This window comes from Ruegeria atlantica (genome assembly GCF_947495585.1).
Classification (GTDB): domain Bacteria; phylum Pseudomonadota; class Alphaproteobacteria; order Rhodobacterales; family Rhodobacteraceae; genus Ruegeria; species Ruegeria atlantica_G.
Window position 1 is genome coordinate 1 of the sequence record NZ_CANLZK010000017.1, and the last position, 18,627, is coordinate 18,627.

At 51.6% G+C, this 18,627-nt stretch carries 24 protein-coding genes and 1 tRNA gene; 6 read left to right on the forward strand and 19 right to left on the reverse strand.

The features are described from left to right. Positions 1–2,121: calcium-binding protein (locus tag QMP16_RS20705; protein ID WP_282153922.1), on the reverse strand; the 2,121-nt coding region annotated here is incomplete at its 3' end. Between the two features lie 27 nt (positions 2,122–2,148). Further along, complete coding sequence (locus QMP16_RS20710; protein ID WP_282153923.1) at positions 2,149–2,823, reverse strand: hypothetical protein; 675 nt, start codon at positions 2,821–2,823, stop codon at positions 2,149–2,151. A gap of 496 nt (positions 2,824–3,319) precedes the next feature. Between QMP16_RS20710 and QMP16_RS20715 the strand changes: the two genes are divergently transcribed. The 4 genes from QMP16_RS20715 to QMP16_RS20730 all read left to right on the forward strand — a co-directional run bounded on the left by QMP16_RS20715 (position 3,320) and on the right by QMP16_RS20730 (position 5,236). Continuing rightward, positions 3,320–3,541, forward strand: a complete 222-nt coding sequence (locus tag QMP16_RS20715) for a hypothetical protein (RefSeq protein ID WP_282153924.1) — start codon at positions 3,320–3,322, stop codon at positions 3,539–3,541. Between the two features lie 179 nt (positions 3,542–3,720). After that, on the forward strand, positions 3,721–4,434 hold the full coding sequence (locus QMP16_RS20720; RefSeq protein WP_282153925.1) for a ParA family protein: 714 nt from the start codon (positions 3,721–3,723) through the stop codon (positions 4,432–4,434). Positions 4,435–4,445: 11 nt separating this feature from the next. After that, on the forward strand, positions 4,446–4,742 hold the full coding sequence (locus QMP16_RS20725; RefSeq protein WP_282153926.1) for a hypothetical protein: 297 nt from the start codon (positions 4,446–4,448) through the stop codon (positions 4,740–4,742). Positions 4,743–5,014: 272 nt separating this feature from the next. Next, positions 5,015–5,236, forward strand: coding sequence for a hypothetical protein (locus QMP16_RS20730; RefSeq protein WP_282153927.1), 222 nt, complete (start codon positions 5,015–5,017; stop codon positions 5,234–5,236). Here the strand turns inward: QMP16_RS20730 and QMP16_RS20735 are convergent. From QMP16_RS20735 to QMP16_RS20800, 14 genes are all read right to left on the reverse strand, one after another. Continuing rightward, positions 5,219–6,280, reverse strand: coding sequence for a helix-turn-helix domain-containing protein (locus QMP16_RS20735; protein ID WP_282153928.1), 1,062 nt, complete (start codon positions 6,278–6,280; stop codon positions 5,219–5,221). The genes QMP16_RS20730 and QMP16_RS20735 overlap by 18 nt on opposite strands. Positions 6,281–6,487: 207 nt before the next feature. Beyond that, the gene (locus tag QMP16_RS20740) at positions 6,488–7,564 is read right to left on the reverse strand and encodes a ParB N-terminal domain-containing protein (protein WP_282153929.1); all 1,077 of its coding nucleotides are present in this window, start codon (positions 7,562–7,564) and stop codon (positions 6,488–6,490) included. Further along, a complete protein-coding gene (repA, locus tag QMP16_RS20745) occupies positions 7,564–8,748 on the reverse strand; it encodes a plasmid partitioning protein RepA (RefSeq protein WP_282153930.1) in 1,185 nt (394 codons plus the stop codon). The genes QMP16_RS20740 and repA overlap by 1 nt, the downstream gene beginning before the upstream one ends. Positions 8,749–8,920: 172 nt before the next feature. Beyond that, positions 8,921–9,466, reverse strand: coding sequence for a hypothetical protein (locus QMP16_RS20750; RefSeq protein WP_282153931.1), 546 nt, complete (start codon positions 9,464–9,466; stop codon positions 8,921–8,923). Then, entirely contained in the window at positions 9,463–9,888 is a 426-nt protein-coding gene (locus tag QMP16_RS20755; protein WP_282153932.1) for a hypothetical protein, read from the reverse strand. Before QMP16_RS20755 ends, QMP16_RS20750 begins: the two co-directional genes overlap by 4 nt. Positions 9,889–9,890: 2 nt before the next feature. Next, on the reverse strand, positions 9,891–10,253 hold the full coding sequence (locus QMP16_RS20760; protein WP_282153933.1) for a hypothetical protein: 363 nt from the start codon (positions 10,251–10,253) through the stop codon (positions 9,891–9,893). A 14-nt stretch (positions 10,254–10,267) separates the two neighbouring features. Then, complete coding sequence (locus tag QMP16_RS20765; protein WP_282153934.1) at positions 10,268–10,774, reverse strand: hypothetical protein; 507 nt, start codon at positions 10,772–10,774, stop codon at positions 10,268–10,270. A gap of 2 nt (positions 10,775–10,776) precedes the next feature. Beyond that, the gene (locus QMP16_RS20770; RefSeq protein WP_282153935.1) at positions 10,777–11,748 is read right to left on the reverse strand and encodes a hypothetical protein; all 972 of its coding nucleotides are present in this window, start codon (positions 11,746–11,748) and stop codon (positions 10,777–10,779) included. Beyond that, positions 11,738–12,073, reverse strand: coding sequence for a hypothetical protein (locus tag QMP16_RS20775; protein ID WP_282153936.1), 336 nt, complete (start codon positions 12,071–12,073; stop codon positions 11,738–11,740). Before QMP16_RS20775 ends, QMP16_RS20770 begins: the two co-directional genes overlap by 11 nt. A 22-nt stretch (positions 12,074–12,095) precedes the next feature. Continuing rightward, a tRNA-OTHER gene (locus QMP16_RS20780) sits at positions 12,096–12,189 on the reverse strand. Positions 12,190–12,395: 206 nt separating this feature from the next. Continuing rightward, positions 12,396–12,767, reverse strand: coding sequence for a hypothetical protein (locus QMP16_RS20785; RefSeq protein WP_282153937.1), 372 nt, complete (start codon positions 12,765–12,767; stop codon positions 12,396–12,398). A gap of 271 nt (positions 12,768–13,038) precedes the next feature. Then, positions 13,039–13,389, reverse strand: a complete 351-nt coding sequence (locus QMP16_RS20790) for a helix-turn-helix domain-containing protein (protein ID WP_282153938.1) — start codon at positions 13,387–13,389, stop codon at positions 13,039–13,041. Between the two features lie 12 nt (positions 13,390–13,401). Beyond that, positions 13,402–13,743: a type II toxin-antitoxin system RelE/ParE family toxin gene (locus QMP16_RS20795; protein ID WP_282153939.1), complete on the reverse strand. Its 342-nt coding sequence runs from the start codon at positions 13,741–13,743 to the stop codon at positions 13,402–13,404. Between the two features lie 71 nt (positions 13,744–13,814). After that, entirely contained in the window at positions 13,815–14,276 is a 462-nt protein-coding gene (locus QMP16_RS20800) for a hypothetical protein (protein ID WP_282153940.1), read from the reverse strand. A gap of 161 nt (positions 14,277–14,437) precedes the next feature. Between QMP16_RS20800 and QMP16_RS20805 the strand changes: the two genes are divergently transcribed. After that, positions 14,438–14,884 (forward strand): hypothetical protein, encoded by a 447-nt coding sequence (locus tag QMP16_RS20805; protein ID WP_282153941.1) that lies wholly within the window; start codon positions 14,438–14,440, stop codon positions 14,882–14,884. On the opposite strand, the gene QMP16_RS20810 is transcribed toward QMP16_RS20805, so the two are convergent. The 3 genes from QMP16_RS20810 to QMP16_RS20820 form a co-directional block, all read right to left on the reverse strand. Further along, a complete protein-coding gene (locus QMP16_RS20810) occupies positions 14,881–15,576 on the reverse strand; it encodes an SOS response-associated peptidase (protein WP_282153942.1) in 696 nt (231 codons plus the stop codon). The genes QMP16_RS20805 and QMP16_RS20810 overlap by 4 nt on opposite strands. 73 nt (positions 15,577–15,649) lie before the next feature. Further along, complete coding sequence (locus QMP16_RS20815) at positions 15,650–16,510, reverse strand: HIRAN domain-containing protein (protein WP_282153943.1); 861 nt, start codon at positions 16,508–16,510, stop codon at positions 15,650–15,652. A 169-nt stretch (positions 16,511–16,679) separates the two neighbouring features. Then, positions 16,680–17,222 (reverse strand): hypothetical protein, encoded by a 543-nt coding sequence (locus QMP16_RS20820; protein WP_282153944.1) that lies wholly within the window; start codon positions 17,220–17,222, stop codon positions 16,680–16,682. A 343-nt stretch (positions 17,223–17,565) separates the two neighbouring features. Here QMP16_RS20820 and QMP16_RS20825 point away from each other — a divergent pair, with 343 nt between their 5' ends. Then, positions 17,566–18,486 (forward strand): hypothetical protein, encoded by a 921-nt coding sequence (locus QMP16_RS20825; protein ID WP_282153945.1) that lies wholly within the window; start codon positions 17,566–17,568, stop codon positions 18,484–18,486. Positions 18,487–18,627 lie beyond the last annotated feature (141 nt).

Genomic DNA, 18,627 nt, shown 5'->3' on the forward strand with positions numbered 1-18,627 from the left:
AATTGTCAGGCTGGCGTTGCCGTTGACGACGATCTCAATCGTGCCAACCGTCATATAATGATCCAGTACAACCGGTTCGGGATCCCAAAACCAGTTGGAGAAGATCGGATTGAAGTCAAAAACTTCCGTCCCAAGAGAGACTGTCTCAAAGTTGTAGTTGACGGTTACATCGTCTTTACTGATCCCTTGGAACTGGACTTTTTCGACGAAACGACCATCACCGCGGATGAGGTCATGACCGAAATCAGCGCCATCATCCCCTAAAACAATTGTGAGACTATCTGTTGCCGCAGTGCTGCCTTCCGCGCGGTCGGTCGCCATATATATGTCGTTGCCCTTGCCACCATGGTAAATATCGGTGCCTCCGGAATAGACAAGAATGTCTGAGCCATCGCCCCCACCGATGGTGTCGTTGCCTTCACCATCATAGGTCAGTACGCGGTTTACATATTGATCGAGTGACTCTCCTTCCCGAATACCGTCGTCGGCACCGCGGTCGTAAATGAAATCAGCACCAGCCCCGCCCGTTATGATGTCGTTGCCCAAGCCGCCGTGGATTTCATCGTGTCCATCGCCGCCATCAATGATGTCAATACCATCACCGCCGCGCAGTTCGTTGCGACCGCTGCCGCCGGAAATGGTGTCATTGTGCTCGGAGCCGGTGACGTTATCAAAGTTGGCAAGCGTCAGACTGGAACCATGAGACGAAATGGAACCTGCGGAACCATCACTCTCTTCGAGCGTGATCGTGAAACCTTCATCAAGAGTGGAACCATCCAGCAAATGCCCCTCTTCCAATGCGTCCTCAGCCTGGATTGTATAATTGCCTTCGATCTGTAAATCGTAAAACTCTGGCGCAAACTCTATCACGTTCGCCTGGTTGTTAAGAATAATAGTCTCAAAATTTGTAAACCGATCTTCCCATAACGTTGGGTCGTTTACATCCGTCGCACTAAAAATTACCGAAGCATTAGCGGATGCATTTTCGTGAACACTAATGCGGACACCGGAAGTAAGCTTGGTATACGATAGTGTATCATCGTCTTCTCCACCATCGATATAGTCTGAACCGTAATCGCCAATGACGGTATCGTCTCCGCCTTCCATAAAGATCAAATGGTTCTCGTCTCGCTGGCTATCACCACTGCCAAAACTAACTTCAGCATCAAATACAGTGCTCGCCTCGCTCAATGTATCCCCATCTCTAGGGGCCATTTGAATGTTGCCATCGACAAAAACATGTCGGTAGTCTTCAATCGTTTGCCCGAATGAGTATTTCTCATTCAACATGTCAAATGCTGGCTGATAAGTATTCTGCAAGAAGGCTTCATTTTCTCCTGATGGAGCAGGAACCAATCGATCTGTCAGATCTCCAGCAGCGTCTTTGGCATCAAGAAACTTATAGACAAATTTTGCTTCATCAATACGTTGTTGTTCAGTCAAATCGGCAGGGTCTGCTGTGATTTTATACGTATCCGCTTCTTCAAATCGACGGCGCTGAATTCCCAAACGAATGTTTTGGCTCTGAGAAGCAGAGTTGGAGTTTATAGCAATCTCCCACCAAATTTCGGCGCGCTGCAAAAATGCCTCGAAATCGTTGCTTGGAGTACTCCTCAATATAGCCAATTGACTCGGAATATTACTTTCTATGCTATTTGATGAAGATCCGCTAAGATTATATAACTGGGAGATAAAGGCGGCACGTTCAGTCGAAGTTGGCATATCATCAACAGACGAAAGTGCCGCCGACAACCCCCCTTCCCATGCGGAAACAGTAGTGTTCAGCAAATTCGTTGCAGTATTATCATCGACGCCTACGTTGCTCCAAGCACTCAAAAACTCTGATTGAGACAACGTTCCATTTTTATAGGATTGGAGTGCAGTGATTTCCGCCTGTGAAAGCAAAATTCCTGCTTGGTTAAAACTGCTTAGGGTGTCTTGGGCCGAATTGACATCTATATCCCAACCGTACCCAATCGTTGGGTTTCCGTCGACGACGTGTAGATAAGACTCTTGAATAACGCCAGTAAGAAGCTGTGGGTTTTCAAAGAGTTTTATCTGGTAATTTCTTGCAGCTTCATATTCCGATTGTGTTAGGTCATGATAATTCGAAAGAGCCAAGTCCCTACTCCCATAATTTAAATTGTGCTATTTCTCAAAACACGTCTGAAGACGACGAGGCTCATCCCTTACAAACGTCCATAAATCCAAGGCCAAAGCCGCATCAGAATCACTCAATGAGCTTTCACCTACTGCCGCCAGGTAAGAATTTCCCAAAAGCTGGATTTCAGCGAAATACCTTCTAGAATCTTGAATATTCGTGGGTAAACGACCAACGGATCTTGCAGTTACTGTATCCCCAATGTGGGCTGAATCCGCCCAGTATCCGAAGTTGCCACAGGGCTTATATTCTGATCCCTGTTCAAGTGAGTTGCAGAACAAAAAAATGTCGTTCCCGTAATGATATCTTCCACGTTTTCCCTGAAGATATGAAGTAACCACAAGTCGATCTTCCAATCCGTCCGCATTCATGTCAGCCGGAATCCAGAACAGAAAATCATATCGATAACCTTCTGGGAATTGAATTGGAGAAGATTTTAAGTCAGGCTGCCACGAGTACCCACTTGCGGCTGGCAATCCTAACTCAGTCAGTAGTTGTTCCGACCACGGCAACCAGCCAATGTCCAAAGCCACTCCAGGAAACTCTTCGCTATTGACTTTAAAAAGCTGGGTTAGCACTTTGGACGATTCACTGATTTTCTCACAATTGATAAACTCAATCTCTTCACTTGGTTCTACGCGTGGAACCTGTGCAAAACCCATTTTGTAGGAACAGGCTACAATTGTCGCTATAGCAGTGCCCAATCGAATTATACTATTCATCTCAAAATCCCTGCACCTTCGAAAACCAGCCCAGACACTCCATTCAGTGCATATTGCTCAGCGCTTAAGTAGACTGCCGGAAAAGCCATTTTCGACCTACGCAACCATAGTTTGCATTTTGTGTCAATAATCTACCTTTGGGGGAACCGCCCCAGACTCCAACCAACCTCTTCCAATCTGCTTGCATCACGAAAGATTAAGGCTGGACAGAAATTCGAAAACTGAAATTGGCCCGAACCCGACGAATGCAAATGCAGCAGTCAAATAGAATGGGAACGGCAGGAAAGGGCTCCTAACACCGGCCGGTGATAGCCGCAGGAATTGACGGCAGCGATTGTATTGCCAACGCTTCCCTTGTTGGGGATAAAGAAAAAGACCAAATTGCAGTCGAGCGATCTGTGACCGCCGCAATAGTGAATTGGCTGGAGAGCAATCCATGAGCAAGTATAAGCTTGGAGACAAATCAAAGGGCATTTGCTCGACGTGCGAGGAGGTTGTTTCGACCACTTTTACGCACCGGGATGTGCCGCTCGATGATGAATCCGCGACAGTGCCGGGCATTCTTGCGGGTGTCTGTGATCAGTGTGACACCGTTGTGTCCATCCCAGGTCAGTCTACCCCTGAAATCAAACGGGTCATGGATCAGGCTCGGACCTGATTTACTGGATAATTCGGTGTTTGAAGCCGGGGCCCCTACCCCGGTTTTTCTGTAAAGTCTTTATAAAGTAAATACTTCCAAAAACATTTGGGAAGACAAGACTTTCCAAAGTCTTTCTAAATTAAACTTTTCCGAAAACCTTTTGGAGTACTTTCCTTTCAGAGCCAGTGATTGCTCAGATGTCTATTTTTGAAGGGAAATTTTTTATGCCGACCATCAGTTTTTGTTCACCAAAAGGAGGGTGTGGGAAGAGCACATCATGCATTCTTCTTGCTCTCGAAATCGCCCGTCGTGGCCTGTCCGTCATCATTATCGACAGTGACCCCAAAGGCTGGCTCAGCTCATGGGCTGCCATCAAAGAGCTGCCCAAGGGCATTCAGGTCCGTCAGGCTGCACAGGACGAGCTGACGGAGGCTGCAATGGATGCAGCAGAGGCCGCCGATTATGTACTTGTTGATGTGGAGGGCTCTGACGATGCCTCGATCATTGATGCAATCATGGTGTCCGATCTGGTGATCGTGCCCAGCCAGGCATCCCGCCCAGACGCTCTCGGTGCCGTCCAGACACTCAAACAAGTCCGTCGCCGTTCGCGTCTGCTGAATAAGGATATCCCCGCACGAGTATTGATGACTTTCACGGAAGCTGGAGCGGTCGAATTCCGGATCACCGGTGAGGTCAAAAATATCTTGGAGGAGGCTGGTGCACCCATCATGTCTGTGCAGCTCGCCTACCGGCCGATATTCAAGAGCATGGTGACTTTTGGCGGTGACTACATGGATCTTCCCAAGAAACTCCAGGGCAGTTCGCCAGAATCCGCACGTGAGAACGTGGGCGTCCTCGCCCATGAAATTTCAGAGCTGCTGAAGGCCCAATTTACGGCAGCCGCAGAATAATGGAGATTAAGATGACAGCAGATACAGCAAGCCCCGCAGGTCTCGGAAGCGTCGACGACGATGATGAGGACGACTTTAAATTCGTCAGAGGCAGATCTGGCCGCAATAACACAGTCACCAGCCGAGGTGGCTCAGGAAGCCGGAAGCGCCGGGCATCCAAGAGGGTGAAACAATTCACGACTAAGGCGGACCCTGCCCTGCTGGATTTGTTCTATGCCGTCCTGGATGACGAGGATCTGAGCACCGTCATGGGCTTTGAAACGGCCGTCAAAGAGTTCCTGGCCCAGCGTGGTCATCACTACAAGTAAAGCCTTTCGAAAGCATTTACTTTATAAAGACTTTCGTTAGCTCATTGCCCGCCAAACCCAGGCGGGCTTTCTCTTTTCCAGGGGGTATCCCCCCTATTCCCTCGAACTGGGAAACAGGGGGGTGCCCCCACCTAAATCCCTGAATCTACATAATTTGTTGACGCTCTGATTGAGCATTTGTTTACAACAGTCGCTCGCAAGCTGATTTCTATTCTCGTCGATTGCTCTGGGTCCAATTTGCTCAATTCCCACTGGTGCCGTATGCTCCTGGCATGGGTATCGAGGTCATCATCTCCTGTATCGCAAGCGCCTGCATTGCGGGCGGTGGTATTTGGCTTTCATGGTTTGCGGTTAGGCACGCTGGCCAGCTGCCCAAGCGCAATCCCGAACACGTCCGACAGATCATGAAAGAGATTGACTGGAAGCTTCTCGACGAAGTCATGGATCCGCCGCCCAGGCGTCGCACAGAGCGCTATTCACCCGCCCTGCCCTGATTTCTGTGGCCGCAACAGCGCCACCGGCTCCATTTCTCCCCGCTCGATCTTACTGACTAGTGATGTCAGGTATGCTCGGTGACACTGAATGCCCTCCGCTCGCTGTAGGACGTAACCCAGGGCCATAAAGCGCATCGCTGGACCATGTGACACTTTCATTGCATACCAAGCCTCTCCAAGCATCATATGGTCTGCCAGCTGGTCCATCAGTCGATCACAGTGGGCCTGATCTCGCGCAAGCCTCAATTCAGAGCACAGCCGCGGGAATGCGTGCTCCATTTGATCCTGGGTTACCTGAATCTGAGAAAGATCTTCTTTCTTACTATTCTGAGTCAGTGAATGCTCTTTGTGCCCCTCATATTTGCTGTTGCTATCCCTCAAATTGATGGGCTCAGGTGTTTCTGATGGGTATTTGTCCACAGAGACATATTCGTTGATCTCGTCCAGTAGTCCCTGAAGAATGTCCTGATGCGGCCGTCGGCGCAGGATGAGGCGTGCTCGATCCAGTAGATCCTGAACACCATCTGAGATGACACCCTGAAGTCGAGCCAACGCGAGCGTGCACTCATCCCGCAGTACCTGAAGAGCCTCTTGCGCACGGCGATACTCGCTCGCCAGCGCTGTGAATTCAGCATGACGAGAAGCCATCGGTAGGAGCGACAGGCCGCTGACCAGCGTCGCCCGCCCCGCTCCGTCTCTTCTGCACCACCTTTTGCCGTTGGCAGCTGTGATGCGCTGGATCACACCAATGCCTGCCAATTTTGCGATATGGCGCTCGACCGTTTGAATACTGACGTGGGCCCGCTCTGCTATCGCGGCATTGCTGGCATAGACGATGTGATGGTCCTCTGCCATTTCACTGACCCGATCAGCCGACATAAATGAAAGCATAGCTCGAAGGATGGAGATGCTGGTTGCTCTCAATCCAAGTGGTTCTCGGGCCTCCTCGATTACACGGAGCTGCAACCATTTGGGTGCACTTCTCCCCTGCCCGGCCGATGACCTGGCTGCTCCTGATGGAGCGAAATCTGTTACTGTCTTCATGGTTTTTTGTCAGCAGGCATAGAAATCCCGATCACCCAAGGGTGTTTTTTCTTGTGAAGTGATTCGGGGGCTGCTAAAAATTAGGTGCTTAGACTAATTTCCGCTTTATGCGGTTTTGCAGCCCTCGGAGCTTCGGTTCTGGGGGTTTCTCTTTTCTGCGACACTCCTTTCTGCTCGTTGCCTCATTCAGATTTCACAATTGTGAAGTCACTCCTTCCCGTGGTTCTCTTGATGGAACCGCTCAAGGGAATCTTCCAGGATCTTTTCGATGTGCGTATCGAGCCAATCCGCGAAACCTGCCGTTTCTTTGGTTTCGTTTACTGTCAGCTTTAGGCCAGATGGCCCCCTTAGAACCTTCGCAATGCTGCCCAGCTCGCGGACCTTATTCTTAGGATTCTTTTCTGATTTTTGTTTGATTTCATCTAATAGCGCGTTGAGGCGATCATCCGATGAGACTGTTGGATCCATACCCATCAGAATCTTTGTGGCCGCTTTGGCTGTAATGACTTTGCTTTCCAGAGCAGACCCCAAGGCCTCCCATTTCGGACGGCCGCTACCAGATGCAGCGCCGATCAGATCCCCAAGACTGTCAGGCACCTGTCGCGTGATGCTCAGCAGGTTTGAGAGGTTCGTGGGCGACATATTCATCATTCGCGCAATCTCTTTCTTCTCTACGCCGGTAGAAAAGATGAGATTTGCAAAGCGCGCCTTCTCATATGCCGAGAGGTTTTTGCGGGCCGCGTTTTCCAATGCCTGTGTGACAAGCACTGCGTTATCAAAGTCGGCTTCAGACTGACCATCGGCCTTCACTTCGATATTCGCCCTGACCCTCATGTTGCGGTCTTCATCCATCTTCGGCCTTGGGTTGGCTCGAATATGCCGAATAGCTGCAAGTCTGCGACGACCGAAGATAATCTCGTATCGACCCTGCTCTTTCTTGGAGTTACGCACCAAAATTGGGACTTTTTGTCCGTGACTCAAAATGCTGTCGACCAGTTGTTCGAGAGACCCATCTTGGTCATCGACATCCGCGTCAACTGAGGCCGCTTCAGAAGACTTCACAATTGTGAAGAGTTCTAGGCGGTCGGCATGTGCGGAGTCATCGATAAGCTCAGGGTCGATCTCCCGAACGGCATTGTAGGTCTTTTCAATCAGCTGAATGCCTGGAGCCGTCGATTGCCGTCTTGGTGACTCCTTGGGCTTTGTTGTGGCAACGTCAGTTGATTGAGGTTGCAGTGCATTCATGAGACTTGCACCGGGATCTCTTTTCTTTTTGGGTGCCATTATTCACGCCCCCACGATGCGGTGATCATTTTCTCAACTTCGACGCCAACGGCATCCATACTGGACTTTGCGCGATCATAGGTGGACCGCGTGATATCGCTACGGTTCAGTTCGTAAATGCTCTGCTGAAGCATAACTGCGTCTGCGATTGCTGTTGATTTGAGGCTTGTGGCCATCATAACGCGCTCCTGAAACAGCGCCCTCAGGAACGACACAATGGTTTGTGATGGAATATCGGTTGGCTCATCTCGCGTTACGAGAAGCCGGAAATCATCGTAGCTGAGTTTAGCCCCAATGTTCTCAATGACCTCCATATAGCTGCTGGCCATCTGGAGGAATTGTGCGGTGCTCGCGACGTCGAGCATGCTCGGAGTGAGTGGGACGATGACTGATGTGGCGGAGGCCATCCCGCTCATCGTGATGAAGCCCAGAGAAGGCGGGCTATCGATGATTACGACATCATAATCCGCTTCAACACTCATGATGGCGTTGTGAAGCCGCATAAAGAACGGCTCATCGACACTATTCTGTTTTGCAGCTTCTGTTTCGAATTCTGACAACATGAGCCCACCAGGGGCGATGGCCAGGTTGGGGAAATACGTTTGCTGAACCACATCCTTCATGGGGACCGGGTCATTGTATGTAATGGCGTCGTAGACAGTCTCGATGTCTTGATCCAGCTCGGTCTGTAGGCCACACATGGACGTCAGTGATGCTTGAGGGTCAAGATCGATAGCGAGCACGCGATAGCCCTGAAGCGCGAGGTAGTGCGCCAGGTGAATGCATGTGGTCGATTTAGACGACCCTCCTTTGAAATTCATGACCTGAATTCTCTGGAGATGCTCACCATCACGCCGGTTTGGCACATAGCGACCAGACTTTTTGGCGTGACCATCCAGATCGCGACGAAGCTGTAGAATCTCTTGTCCAGTATAGTAACGACGACCACCTCGGATCTCTGAAGCTTCAGATACTTTGCCCTCGGTCGTTGCTTTCCGCAGGTACTGGTGGCTGATGTCGAGAAGCTCGCAGACCTCGGTTGCTGGAAACAGCCTCAGTTGCTTGGTAGAGTCTGGTGCATACGCCGCAAGTAGGTGTTCTTTGATCGCCATATTTAGGCGCGTGCTGATCTCAGCCGCGATATCGACAGGGGATGTCGACGCAATCGGGTTGGTCGGGATCATAGTTACCTCAATCTGCTCGGTTTGGCGTTTATCGCTCTACTATTAGAGAGACCCGATGAGGTGATTCATGTCAACGACTTTTTACATGTGGGGTAGGGGGCTTACGAGTCGCACTACATGTTGAATTCACAGACTTCACAATTGTGAAGTGGAGAATCTGTCCCTACCTAGCCTATGGATATCCTGACTCCCAAGCTCTCGCCAGCCGAAACGCCTCCTGAACCGGATCTCGGCTTGGTGGGTTGTTCTCCAGATATTCGCGCACCCGCTGCGCTGCTGCCTCGCCTTCCGGGCCCCATTGCACGTCGACAGGGATGACGGTCGCATCAGAAGCAAATCCGAGCTGCGCCTCGTTCGTCAGCGTGTCCAGCAAGCGTTTCGTGTGTGCCGGATCTTCCGCATGGATCCATCCTCCGCTCGCTCGTGAAATGCGCTCTAGGCATTCTCGTGCCACATCGGTTGCAGCCGGGGCATCTCGGAGATCGATGTCTGATAGATCGAGGATCTGCTGAGGCCAGCTTAGGGCAGGGTAGATCGGTGACGTCCAGTAGTGCTTGCCAGATGCATTCAGTCCCAGCAGGGCGATCTGGGTGGGCCAGAGGCGGCCGCGGACATTAGCTGACCGGATCGCTACCATCATCTGGTCCATGTCCTGAACGTCAAAATTGGCAGCCCCTAAAACTTGCGCTGTCGGGTCGATATCGACAGATCTACTCATTCTGTTGCTTTCTTGATGGCCGCTAGTGCGTCTTCAAGATAGTCCTGCGGGTCGAACTCAGGGTGTGTCTCGAATTCTAGGACCTCTTTCTTGAATGGCAACTCAAGCCTCATAATGGCTCTGCCTGCGCGCACTTCTCCGGTCGCTGAGATCGTCGCAGTGAAAACCGCATGCGCCCCTGGAATCAGCTCAGAGCCCTCCCTCACGGCCTCGTCAATGATAGCCTGCACCTCGTCATCAACCGGGTCGTTGTCGACCCGAAGACTGTGTCCCTCGATGTAAAACCGGATTCCGGCAGGCCGGCGATCCTCGGGGATGCGCTCCAGGATTTCTGTTACGGTCGCGATCAGTGTTTGGTGCTGATACCCAATTTCGTAGCCAATCGAGCCGGCAATATCATTCCAGTTCATTGTCCGTCGCATTGTCACATGTCCTTCAGGCGTCGAGAAACCTCGGCATTTTCGTCAGCGATCTTCTCAAGCTCTTCTTGTGTCACCGAATTTGCATGTTCGACCAAGGTATCGACGAACTTAGCCATGTCGATGCCTGCCAGATAGGCACGCAACGCGTCTTTACTCAGCTTCCCGTCGACCGATTTCCGGCTGAGCAGTTTCTTCAGGATTTCTGGGTGTTTCTCTGCAAGCTCATCGAGCTCATGGATATCGCTCTCGCAAATGCTATCTATGAAGCTGGACGTCTGAGGCTCTGGATAACCGATGGCGTCAAGGAATTTTGCAAAGGCGGTTGTTGGCAGATATGTATGATGCCAGTCGTTTTTTTTGGTCATGATGCTCCCCGTTTCTAATTATCGCTCGTTTCGATCACACAAGCCACACACTCACTGCCGCCAGGAACAATCTGCCCAATGTAGCCACACGTGCTGCATTTAAGGCGGTGGTCAATGGCCTTGTTGAGCGGTTGCTTGTGCAGCTTCAATTTCTGCCGCTTAGCGTCTTCATGCGCGCAAAAGGCACACAAATTGCGCATCCAGTTGCCAATCCACTGCTGGCGACAACTGTTCCCACACATCTCGCACGACCTGTTAGCCATCTGCCGGGCAGTTTCGAGATAGGTGCCAACAAATTCTGGGCGCCCCGCTTTACTCTGATGCAGATAGATTCTCAGCTCGCCAAATTTTTCCTTGATCTGGAGGACCAGCGGATAATCGTGATCTTCTTCATCGCAACGCGTTTTGATGTCCTCGAAACACTGGGTCACGATTTCGATCCATCCCAGACTATCCGAACCCAGGCCTTCCGTGACTGAACTTCGGATATCACTGTAGTCGATGACACTGTGTTCACTCATCTCTACCTCCTCAGGTGCGCAAGGATGCGGGCGAGGGCGGCAGTGTCGCCGTCACGCACCAGATTTACGACAGATCGCCCGTGTTCTGCTGGATCTGGCGCCAGGATGAAATCCAGGACTGCCAACGGATGCCAATCCCGCATCTCGCCAGCGATCTCGGCGATGTCCGGCCCAAGCTGGTCAACAAGCAACTCCTCGGTGGAGGGCAGGGGAGTTGAGTTTCGCGATTGCGATGCCTCGTAATCCAGAGGTGTGTGATCGCAAACCACACACAGGCCTTGGTGCTCACGCTTACCGCGGGCGCGCTGGCCGAAATAGCCGCACCTCGTGCAGGTCAGGCTGGCCTCGCGGATCATCTCCTCGGCGATCCGGTCGATCTCCGGTGTGGATCTCCTGATAGATAGATTCAGGGCGCCAAATTTCTCCTTCACGTCCACGATTTCTACAGAAACATCACCCCCAGATTTCATGACCTGACCAGCCATGCGATTGAAACCACGAAAAATGAGAGAGTGCCAACCTGGGCCGACGGCCGGCACCAGTGTCAGGCAGGTGTCTGAGACCAAATGCGGGTGCCGGGAGGCGATGTCGTACCGCTGTACTGGCTGCTGGGTGACGCGTTTTCCTGGGAAACGGGCGTGGTAGCACTCAGCACAAACGGTCACCAGAAAAGCCGCGATCACTTGTTTTCGGGCGGCATTTCCGCAGGCCTCGCATGTGAAGGCACTTTCCTGGGCCAGAAACTCTAGTGTACGGCTATCGGCCTCCGAGCAGGGCCCGCGGTAGATACAGATCTCACCAAATTTTTCTTTCATCGAGATAGATTTTGGAAGATCGTCGGGCGTCGCGGCCTCGCGTTTGATCTGCTCAAGACGGGGCAGGGCGAGATCGATCCAGCCAAGCCGTTTGCTCCCCAGGCAATCCGTCAGGCTGCCCTCCAGATCGTCCCAGTCGATGAGATCGCTATACTTCATGATACTCCATCTCCCGCAAATTGTAGTGAGATCGATGCGATGCTGTGCGCAGCGCTAAGTACTGTTTGTCATCCAGATGCGCGATCAGATGAACAAGGGCAGCTTTCTGTGCTGACGACAGGTCATCGAGATGCATTGCAGGGAAAACTTCGGTCAGGAGGATGTAGTCATCCATGAAGCTGCGCGGTCGACCACGATGATTGTCATCGTAGTCCGGGCCGGCGCCAAGCAGGCGGCCAGTGTCGCGGTTCACGCCACTCAGTTCTCCGGCTTGAATCATTTCCAGGATGAAGGTGGTCTGGTCTACAGTATGCTGGTCGGTCACGGAAAAACTCCTCCAATTGTAATGGTAGGAGGGGAGGGACTCGAACCCTCGCTCATACAGTAATCGGCTGCCTATCTATCGGGGTATAAACCCAATCGCCACACCTGTGCCCTCCCGAAAAACGGGTTCGTTCTGATCAGAACGCTATTCGGCTGGTGTGATTCTTTTGGGTCATACGCTCAACGTATGCACGATCCGATACTCGGTCAAGCTGATTGGGTCCAGAAGAAGATTTGTAATTGAAAACAGTCATGTAAACCTTCTCCTGTTGTTTGCATTGAGAGATAATGTTCTCTTTTTGTTCCCAAGGGAAGAGTTTTTATCAGGCGGGGGCAGGGGCGCCGTGGGCCATGATCTGACCGTTGCCAATGAGTCCGGCAGCCTCGCGCCTTAGCAGCTCCATGATGACCGGAGATTGCTCGGCGATTTGGGTGTCGTCACACATTTCCTGATAGGTATCTTCGTCCCGCAAGAACGGGTCGAGTCCCCATCTCCCAGCCTGGGCCCGCAGGGCACTGATTTGCTCCGGCGAGAATGTTAGGTCGGTCCATGGGTACAGCTTTCTGTACTCCATGAACCAGGCGGCCGTGGCCTGTTCATCGAGAAGGGCGATCTCCGCGGGGCTGGGGGTCGTGCGGTAGCACTGCTCGCCCTCAAAGAAGATCGTAGGTGGAGGGATTTTGGATCTATTCATTTTTGAAAAACCTTGGTTACGGTGAAATGAAAGATTTCTACCATGCCGAAGGTTTCGCCAGGGTTAAAAATTCTGGCTCGGGGTTATATTTTATTGGGTTCTGACGATGTTTTTCTACAGCTTCCAGAAATATAGAAAATCTTTTGAATTCAATTATTAAAATACTCTCTTATTGGGTGCACATGGCGATCATGATGCTCGTGTCAGATGACATGAACTTCGCGGAGCAGATCTGATAGCAAAACCCCGAACGGAGGGTCGGGGTGCATAGTCAGGCAAGTACTGGGGTTCGTTTCCCCTCATTTGTGACCACGTAACGAGGTTTGGACTTGCTGCGTGTTTTTTTGAAGCCAATCTCAACTTCCCGGTCCAGCTTCGTCATGAATTCGAGGAGCTTCTCAAGAGAAAATCCGCGAAGCTTTCCGTTCTGAAGTGCGGAAATCTTGGGTTGGGGCACACCCAGGATTTTGGCGGCTTCAGTTTGCGAAAGGTGTCGATTGCGAATGATAGAGTTGATCTGACCAACAATCGTCGCTTTCAGCTTCAGCTCAGGAGCGTCTTTGAGACCAAGATCTGCAAAAACGTTGCCGCTGCCGCGCTCCAGCTCAAGTTTTTCTTCCATTGTCGTCTCCCTTCACTTCAAGCTCTGTTTGAGCAGCTTCAACCGCTGTTTGATGAGATCTGTCTCTGACTTAGGTGTCTTGATCCCCGACTTAGACTTCTTCTTGAATGCATGCAGAACATACAGATCATCACCTAACTTGACGGCATATACGGCTCGATAAGTATCGGTATCGTGGTCCGCGACGATCTCAAGAACACCTGAGTCGAACCCTTTCAGCGGTTTTGCAGTTGCTGCCTTTCTTCCTTGCTGCGCCTCGCCAAGCGCGTATCCAATTTGATCAATGACGTCCTCCGGGAAAGTCATCAGTTTTTTCTTTGAGTCTCCAACCCAGACGATTGGTCGATCTGTCATTCGATTCCTTCTATACCAATATAGGTATAACTCTTGATTAAAAGAAGCAAGTGAAACCCGTGGCCTGCAAATTACGGGGTGCGTTTTACAGCAGCCCGGATATCCTCTGGGCTGCGACCACTGATGCCACTTTTCTCACCGTCGGCCAACTTGCTGTTTACCGCGCGTCGTAGAGCAGCTTTGCTCTCAAGGAATTCTACAAACGCCATCTCCTGATCCCGACTTAGCTGTGCCAATTTCTGGCACATCAATTCAAGATCAACACGCAGATCCTTGCGAACTTCCAGTTCTCTTCTGACGACGACATGCAGGGGCAGGTCAGGGTGGCGATCAAGACCATTCTCGACGAGTTCTGCAACCGATTCATACTCGGCGTCATCAAGGACCTCAGGATACTCTGCGGCATCCAAGATCGCATGATACCTCTCGAAGACATCGGAAATTCTTGCCGACCGATTTGCCTGAAAACCATTGCGTTCGGCGTCCTGAACCATTGCGGGTGAGATGGTGATCGAGGTCTTTTTTAGGGCCATGAATTCTCCTGAAGTGGCGTCCGGTGCTCATAGGTATCCGGTATTACAATGTCAACAATACGGTAATACCATTTTGTAATCAAGTATGACTCTTTTTGCTTGACGGCAAGAATTGAGGCAGCTAGAAACATGGTAATACCACTCCGAAAAAAGGTAATACCATGATGCTTACAGCAATTCACAGCGACGATTTTCTCTCCGCAGTTTGGGGCAAGCGCGCCCGCGTCCAGCCTGAAGGCACGCTGGGTTTTGGTCTGTCCGCATCGCTGCGTCGGAACATTCATTTCGTGGCCATTGCAGGTGCTGACACCCAGGTTTTCAAGGCGCTGGACGAAACCGAGCCCGGTCTGCCGATTGCGGATGTGCTCTTTGAAGAGATGGATCTGTTTGTCGGTGACGACGACTATGTCGTGGTTGTTTCCAGCAGGACAGACACGCTGTCACGGCATGAAGAGATGACCCTTGCTGGCCATGTCATTGGAAAAGTTTTGCTGGCTGAGGGGCAACCTGAATTGGCCGGGGCGATCTGTGCCCGGTCACATTATTTCGGCCACGAGGCACTGGACGAGGCTGTGTGCCGCTCGGTGCATCGTAAGTACATGCACTAAGTATGATCTTCCTTCTCTCCGACGAAGGCAATCTCTAAAGCATCATCCGGCAGGGGCCGCTGAAGCTCGGCGGCCTCCTCTGGTGACCCGTGCAGCCACTGCTCGAACTCTTCGGGTGTCCGCAGGATGACGGGCATCGCTTTGGGGTGAATCGGGGCAACAACCTCGTTTGGCTCTGTCGTCATGAAAGCCATCGCCAGGGTAGGGGTGTCAGACTCTACCAAATCCTCATCTGATTTCTTGCGGAGCCCATCCTTCTCCCAGTTCCAGCGCCGGGAGAAGCCCGCGAAGGCGAAGGGCCTCCGCGGTTCGTCGCCCGTAAGTCGAAACCAGGCGGCTGCCTTGACTGGTTTACCGGTCTTTCCGGTGATTTTCTCTGTCGGATGATATTCCGAGAATGACGAGGCAGGGACAAGGCAGCGCTGTGATTGCTCTTGAATCACATACTTCCATGGCCAACCACCAAGATTGCGGATGTTTGTGACCCAGCCAAACTTGGCTTTGTTCCAGCCCCACCGGGCATGCATCAGGGTTCTGTTGCCTTCATCATCGATCCGAACGATTGGCGCCTGTGCATCAGGAAATAGAGCAGCCTGAGGTCGGGAGTTGCCGAGTAAATCGTGCTCCGGACGTACGTCGAAAAGCTGACGCATAGCCTGCTGTGAGGTCATGTTGGCATACAGATTGCACATAGCCGTAGGCTAGGTGGGGCGGCCATCTCTGGCAAGAACACATCATTTGGAAGGGGGCTGAGGTTACAGCGCCTCAGGCTATCTTGTGTGCCAGCTGATTGACAATCTGGGCCCGAGATTTCTGTTTTTTAGGCACCACCTGATCGGAAGAGTAGAGGTCGTATCGGCGATGCCGCCGGCCAGATCTGTATTCGATCCATGCGAATGGGCCCTTGAGGCGAGGCTTCAATTTGAAGCCGGCTTCTGACCACTGGGTTTTGGTCATCAAGCCGACACCCTCCGGGATCTCGTCCCACCATGCGATGGTTTTCCCGCGGAGTGTTCTGGATGGCGCCGGTGGCAGGGCAGGGTGATCGAGATCAGCATCCTCCACCAACAGTTCAGCAAGTGCAGTAGCTGCATCCAGGCGGCGGTTTTCTCTCACTTTCTTGAGGGATCGTCTGAAATCATAACGTTCCTGTTGTTTTTGTAGAAAGTGCTCGTCATCATCCAGGTTTCTGTAGAAACGCGCCGCGGCAAGATCGAGCAGCCTAGCCTCGTGGAATAGTTGCTGTTTCCAGAGATGTTCAGGCAGATCCTCGTGAACCAAGGTTACCTCAACACTCCACGGATTCTCGTCGCCTTCTTCAGAGATGTAGCCACGGATGTGCATGCCCGCATCCATCAGGGGTGCCAGATCGGCCGCCAACCTGCGGGGTAGGTGACCCAGCTGGAAACGGCCGTCTCTCCACCACACTTGAATGGCATTGGTGTCGAAGCGGTTTTTGGGCTGGCGCACGAGCTGTACGCGATCACCAAAAGCGGGGCGAACATCACCGATCAGTTCGTCGGTGGTGTCGTAATCATAAAACTGAAGGCCAGCCAGATCGGTCTCCATCCAGCGGGCGGAGTCGGGTGTTTCATTAAATTGGGCGACAGAGATGAATTGGGTCATGCTTTCTGAATATAGGCAGTCTGGTTTCGCTTTAAAAACATTATGTTATGTCATCATTATATGAGTGTTTATCGGTTTCAGGCCTGTTAAGATTTGATTGAATTCATGGAGATTCCTTCTTCTGCCTATATCTAACACATCGTTGCGTTAGCTATAGGGGGTAAGCAGATCAATGGCGTCTGCCCCTGAAGAAATCATTGTAATCTTTATCGGCTGCTTTCATGAGCGGCACGCGGATCGCCTCCATGCGGCCTACCAGGATTTCGTTTTGCTTCTGTGCGGCAGCCAGCCCCTTCTCGAACTGACCCGGCCAGTGATTGCTCTTGTTGGCAGCCGTTCGGCCCGTCGCTCCGAACATCTCGGAAACAGCTCGCCTATCGACACCTCGGCCCAGGATTTCTTTGGCGTATTTTTCGACAACAGTGACTGTCAGATCAGCACCCCTCTCTTTTTGGAAATGTAGATACCCGAAAAGAAGCTCTCTGCGGGCCCGTTTGCCGGCAGCAGCCAGATGCGCAGCTCGGATCTTCTTGGCTTTGTAGATGACTTCTTTGCGGCTCCTGGCACTCATGTCCCCATACATGCCCTTGATCCAATCGTCGTCGATCATGCGGCCGGCAGCTCGGTGAAAGTTGTCGATGATCTCCTCTACTGCTCTCTCGTATTCAGTCAATATTTCAGACTGATCGTAGTCCATAACCTGATCGTCCATACTTTAAACCCTATATCTAACACAACGTTATCTTAGCTATAGTGGGTTTCAGTTTATCTGTCGTTAAAGAATGGTTTCATTGGCAGGATTTTGCGTTTTCCATAGCTGAAATGAAGACCGGCGTGCCAGGATTGGAGATCGAGAGCTACGCCGGTCTTTTAGATGCCTAATCGCATCCGTCCCAGGCATGTGTACTGCTCTATGCATGGGACAACCGAGCTTCCATGATCCCCTTGATTAGCAGCCAGAGCGTGCAGATTGGGTATTACATATACCCATCAAAAATAGCTTGTATTCGCCTTTTTGGCGCGCATCTGCTCCTAAGATTTTGAGGAGCAGCTTTATGGCACGCATTGTACCAGCAATAATTGGAAATCGATCACCAGAGCGCACCAGGGGCGTGCTGTACCAACTTGAGGACGTGCTGGATGATCAACACATCATCTTCCAGAATGCATTGCCAAATGATGCGATCCTCGTCGGGTGTCCAGGCAGGGGCTGGGCGGTGATCCAAGTCTATCACGATGTGAAAGTGATCGATTTCAAACAGGGAAAAGTTTGGGCCTCAGAGGCTGAGCATGACAGTCCACAGGAGGACATTAAGGATGTGCAGGCCAAACTCGACGAGCTCGGCATCAAGGATTTTGTCCGCCATGTTTTTCTAATCAATAGTGTGTTGCCAAACCACCTGGATCTGGATGGAGAGTTCTGTTTTGAGTGGTGCGCTCACGTTTGGGAAGGGGCGTTTGGTTTTCCTGTCTTGTTCACAGATCCGTACGAAAATTCACTTTACGTAACCGATCTCTCCGTTGGCACCATTGGTGGCGTGCTGAAGCAATTGTCGCCAGGAGCTTCAGCCTATGCCGAGGGTGCGGTGACGCAGTCTCAATTAAGATGGCGGCTAAGGGGGCGCTCTGCGCCGTGGCTGAAGAAATCTGAGGAGAGTATATTTGAGAAAGATGACTTTGAGCTCGGTCCCTGGCCCGGAGATGATGAAGATCTCGAAAAAGCTTTGGGTGAGTTCATTAATAAATCAGATGAGTCTGTTTCCAGTGAGGATGAAGAGCCAGATGTTCTCAGTCAGATCTCGGAGCTGGTTGCGGCAGAGCGGAAGAGGGTGCGTGCCGTTGAAGATGATCTTTGGGAGTCTGCGCCCGATGTCGCCTTCTCTCGGAGATCAAATATTTTGAATCAAATGGGTCTCGTGGATGATCATATTACTTTTGTGACCAGGCTCGAAAATCTCCTCCGAGACAAACAGTAAATCTGGATTCTGAGACAGGACTTCCTTGGAGCCGGGCGGAAGAGATTCTTGCCCGGTTTCAGGCCGTGCCGGCGGCCGGGGCGGGGGCCCCTGACAGGAAATCCTAGGAGCCAATAGGACTTCCTAATAGGTCAGCAAAAA